Origin of the sequence: Glycocaulis sp. (genome assembly GCF_052168375.1) — a bacterium.
Classification (GTDB): Bacteria; Pseudomonadota; Alphaproteobacteria; order Caulobacterales; family Maricaulaceae; genus Glycocaulis.
Genome location: NZ_JBQLZR010000344.1, coordinates 1 through 4,120 on the forward strand (window position 1 = coordinate 1; position 4,120 = coordinate 4,120).

Sequence of the window (4,120 nt, forward strand, 5' to 3'; positions counted from 1 at the left end):
ACCTGCGTGCGGGCGGCCTTGAGAGGGCCCGTTTGAACGTTCGCGATTGGCTTTCTCAAAGCCGCCCGCGCCATCCGTTGCTTCAACCTCACTCCGGAACCGGGTGGGGATGGAGGCGCTGAAGGGGGTTATTCCAGTCCCGGCTTTTTACGCATTGCCTTGGTCTGGCTCTTCTTCGCCTTGGCGGCTTTCTGGCGGATCACCGAACTCAGCGAAGGGCGGGACTTGATGCGGGGCTTGGGCTTTCGCAATGCCTGTTCGATCAGGTTTTTCAGCCGTTCGCGCGCCTCTGTGCGGTTGCGCATCTGGGAGCGGTGTTCATCCACTTGTAGGACAAGGACGCCTGCGGATGTCATCCGGCTTCCGGCAAGGCGTTGGAGGACGGGTGTGGGCAAGCCGCTCGCGCCGGCGTCGAAGTGCAATTGCACCGCGCTCGCCGTCTTGTTCACATGCTGGCCGCCGGGGCCGGAGGCCTTCACGAAGCGCTCCGTGATCAGGCTTTCATCGATGGTGATATCGTCGTTGATGCGCATGAGCGCGCCTCAGCGCTGCTGCGCAAGCGCCAGCTCCAGCGCCTGCGGGTAGAGCCGGTGCTCCTGTTCGAGCACGCGTGCGGCCAGTGTCTCGGGCGTATCGCCGGGCAGGACCGGCACGCGGGCCTGCGCAATCACCGGGCCTTCATCCATGCCGGGTGTCACCCAGTGAACGGTGCAGCCGTGTTCGGTCTCGCCCGCCTCGATGGCGCGTTTATGCGTGTCCACGCCCTTGAATTTCGGCAGCAAAGAAGGGTGGATGTTGATCATCCGCCCCGCCCACCGGTTCACGAAGCTCTCGGTGAGGATGCGCATGAAGCCGGCAAGGCAGACAAACTGAGCACCCGCCTCCCGCAAGGCGGTATCAAGGGCGGCTTCAAAACTCTCGCGGGCCTCATAGGCCTTGTGGTCGATGGCGATGGCGGGAATGCCGGCGGCTCGCGCCCGCTCCAGCCCATAGGCGTCTGGCCGGTTGGAGATCACGGCCACGATGCGGGCGGGATAGGCGTCAGCCGCGCAGGCATCGATCAGGCATTGCAGGTTTGATCCGCGCCCGGAAATGAGAACCGCAATAGGGGTTTTCTTTGTCTGCTCGCTCGAATGCATATTCAATCAACTGGCCATTCTCAATTTTCTTGCACACTAAGCGATTTGGTATCAATTTTTAGTGGTAGATGTTCGCGTTTCCCCTGATCGATAGGTGATTGAGTGAAATTCAATATCTCATTCAGGGGGGAAGATTCCTCCGACGGTCTAATTGATGTCACCGAGGTTGGCGAGTCGTTGTCAGGTTTGGGAATGGCATTTAGCAGGGCGTCATTCTATTTGGAGCACGGTAAGGTCCGATATAAAGCCCCTTATTCGGATAGCGTGTCTTTTCAAATTAGAGCGCCTGAAAAGGGAAGTGTTGAGTTCGAGGCGGCGATACTGATTTTAGGCCCGGCAGCTACCGCTATTGGGTTAAATATCTCCGGAAGCCTCATTTATGATTTTATTAAAGCAGTGTTTAAGCGGGCGACGGGGTCAGACACTCCAGAGGACTTGGCGCCTTGGGATAAGCGGGTTCCTAGAGGTTCTTTCGACGCAATTGCAGACTCAATCCAAAACCCACTTAAGCGGGCCCACACTCCCATTGGAAGCACGGCATCAAATATTGTAATTGTTTCGGGCAGCAATAATAAAGTCGTGTTTAACAATCGAACAAAGCAGTATCTTTTTAATGATAATTTCAACGCAGAGGTAAAACAAAAAGCAATGTATGTAACTGCCATGAACGGGCGCGATAGGACAGGACGAATTTTTATGAGAGATGAGGGGCGGGGTGTCGGTTTCAGCATAGATCACACTACGAGCGACGCTGCCGTGGAGTTGCTGCTTTGGAGCCATAGCCAGTATTTTCGAAAAAAGGACGCAGATATATTTGTGACTTACCAAGCCTATGAAACAATTGATGAAAAGGTTAAACGTATTGTGGTGAGAAATGTTACCCCGGCAGATCCATCAGGATACTTAAACTAGAATACGTTCAGCTGTCATTTCGCCGTCAGCTGGCCAATGACGCAGGCTGTCTCACCCGCTTCACGCAAGGCGGCGAGGACGGCGTCAACATCCTCTGCCGCGACGGCGGCGATCATGCCGATCCCGCAATTGAAGGTGCGGCGCATCTCGGTTTCGGCAATGCCGCCCGCGCTTTCCAGCCAGCGGAACATGGCCGGGCGCTCGAAGCTCGCATAATCCACCTCGAAGCCGAGATGGTCTGGCAGCATGCGCGGTGTGTTCTCGGTGATCCCGCCGCCGGTAATGTGGGCAAGACCCTTGATCCTGCCCGCCCGGACGAGCGGCATCAGGGACTTCACATAGATGCGGGTCGGCTCCAGCAGGGCCTCGCCCAGCTTGCGGCCCGGCGCGAAGGGGGCCTCGCTGTCGAAGGTAAGGCCGGCATGATCGATCACGCGCCGGATCAGCGAGTAGCCGTTGGAATGGGCGCCCGACGAGGCCAGTCCGATCAGCACATCGCCAGCCTGCATGTCGTCTTCACGCGGCAATAGCTGGCCGCGCTCGGCCGCCCCGACCACGAAGCCGGCAAGGTCGAAATCCTCACCCTCATACATGCCCGGCATTTCGGCCGTCTCACCGCCAATCAGGGCGCAGCCGGCCAGACGGCAGCCTGCCGCAATGCCCTTGACGATGTCTGCGCCGCGCGCCGGGTCGAGCTTGCCGGTGGCGAAATAGTCGAGAAAGAAGAGCGGCTCTGCGCCTTGCGCCAGCACGTCGTTCACGCACATGGCGACAAGGTCGATGCCGACCGTGTCGACAATGCCGGTATCAATGGCAAGGCGCAGCTTGGTGCCGACCCCGTCCGTGCCCGATACCAGTATCGGGTCCCTGAAGCCTGCGGCTTTCAGGTCGAAGGCCCCGCCAAATCCGCCAAGGTCTGCGCTGGCACCGGGCCTTGCGGTGGATTTGGCCAGCGGCTTGATCGCTTCGACCAGCGCGTCGCCCGCGTCGATATCGACACCGGCGCCGGCATAGGTGAGCCCTTGGGAGGGCGGGGTGCTGGCCATGTCCGGTCGCTCCGTGGGCTGGGTGGCTTGGTGATTTTGACGCACACAAAACCCAAACCCCGTCCCAAGGCAAGGCTGCATGCAGTTTTGTGCATCCGGGCGGGGCCTGAAAGTGGCTGACACCCTTCACGCGCTGGCCAGTGCAGGTATAGTCGGGCGACACAGTTCCAAATCAGTCAGGATGCGCGCGATGGTTAAGACGATGACCCGGATGAGGGCCGAGATGGCTGCCCTGCTCACCGCGCTGCTCTGCGGCATCTTCCTCGTGGCACCTGCGCTGGCGCAGGACGTGTTCACGGTCTCCGGTGTCGAGGTCGACGAGCGCGCGGCGACAACCACCGAGGCGCAGACGGCGGCCTTCCGGTCCGGCCAGATCGCGGCAGCACAGGTGCTGCTGGAACGCCTGACCCTGCCGGAGGACCGCATCGGTGCGGGCCTGGTGTCGATACCTTCCGACGCCGCGCAGGAAATGGTGGCCGGCCTGCAGGTCGCCGACGAGCGCCGTTCTGCCAACCGCTATATCGCCACCATGACGGTGAATTTCGATCCCCGTTCAGTGCGCAGCTTCCTGCGAGAACAGGGCGTGCCGTTTGTCGAGGCGCAGGCGTCGGCAGTCCTTGTTATTCCTGTGGTCGAGCGCGCCGAAGGCACGGGGCTGTGGGGCGGTGCGTGGTACGAGGCGTGGCGCTCGGGCGCCCATGCCAACGCGCTCACCCCCTTCATCGGGCTTGGTTCACGTGTGACGGGCGAGGGCGACAATGCCGTGCCGGTCGGGCGCAATCTGATCAGCGCCGCCAGCGCGCAATCTGGCGATGAGTACACGCTGCGGGAGCTGGCGAGCCTTTACGGCGTGACGCGCGTTGCCGTCATCACCGCACGCGAAGGCGAGGGCATCATTCGTGCCAGTGGTATCGTTTACGATCTCGCCGGGCCGGATACGGCCACCAGCACGGTCGAGGCGAGCACCAGCCAGGGCGGTTATAACGAGCTTGCGAGGCGTCTGGTCCTGCTGGGTCTGGACCA

General features: G+C 60.7%; 5 protein-coding genes. 2 read left to right on the forward strand and 3 right to left on the reverse strand.

Annotation, left to right across the window (positions count from 1 at the left end; genetic code table 11):
* Positions 1-128 precede the first annotated feature (128 nt).
* Together arfB and purN are read right to left on the reverse strand one after the other, a co-directional pair.
* Positions 129-533: an alternative ribosome rescue aminoacyl-tRNA hydrolase ArfB gene (gene arfB / locus ACTS2Z_RS14210; protein WP_442573859.1), complete on the reverse strand. Its 405-nt coding sequence runs from the start codon at positions 531-533 to the stop codon at positions 129-131.
* A 9-nt stretch (positions 534-542) separates the two neighbouring features.
* On the reverse strand, positions 543-1,139 hold the full coding sequence (gene purN, locus ACTS2Z_RS14215; protein WP_442573863.1) for a phosphoribosylglycinamide formyltransferase: 597 nt from the start codon (positions 1,137-1,139) through the stop codon (positions 543-545).
* Positions 1,140-1,241: 102 nt separating this feature from the next.
* Between purN and ACTS2Z_RS14220 the strand changes: the two genes are divergently transcribed.
* Positions 1,242-2,051, forward strand: coding sequence for a DUF7946 domain-containing protein (locus ACTS2Z_RS14220; protein ID WP_442573860.1), 810 nt, complete (start codon positions 1,242-1,244; stop codon positions 2,049-2,051).
* 14 nt (positions 2,052-2,065) lie between these two features.
* Here ACTS2Z_RS14220 and purM read toward each other — a convergent pair whose 3' ends face one another.
* On the reverse strand, positions 2,066-3,097 hold the full coding sequence (gene purM, locus ACTS2Z_RS14225) for a phosphoribosylformylglycinamidine cyclo-ligase (protein WP_442573861.1): 1,032 nt from the start codon (positions 3,095-3,097) through the stop codon (positions 2,066-2,068).
* 190 nt (positions 3,098-3,287) lie between these two features.
* Here purM and ACTS2Z_RS14230 point away from each other — a divergent pair.
* Positions 3,288-4,120 (forward strand): DUF2066 domain-containing protein (locus ACTS2Z_RS14230; protein ID WP_442573862.1); only part of this gene is annotated, 833 nt, incomplete at its 3' end.

What these genes read in the sequence shown, in the direction of transcription:
- arfB (WP_442573859.1), bottom strand. Translation starts at nt 533, where the DNA reads ATGCGCATCAACGACGATATCACCATCGATGAAAGCCTGATCACGGAG.
- purN (WP_442573863.1), bottom strand. Translation starts at nt 1,139, where the DNA reads ATGCATTCGAGCGAGCAGACAAAGAAAACCCCTATTGCGGTTCTCATT.
- purM (WP_442573861.1), bottom strand. Translation starts at nt 3,097, where the DNA reads ATGGCCAGCACCCCGCCCTCCCAAGGGCTCACCTATGCCGGCGCCGGT.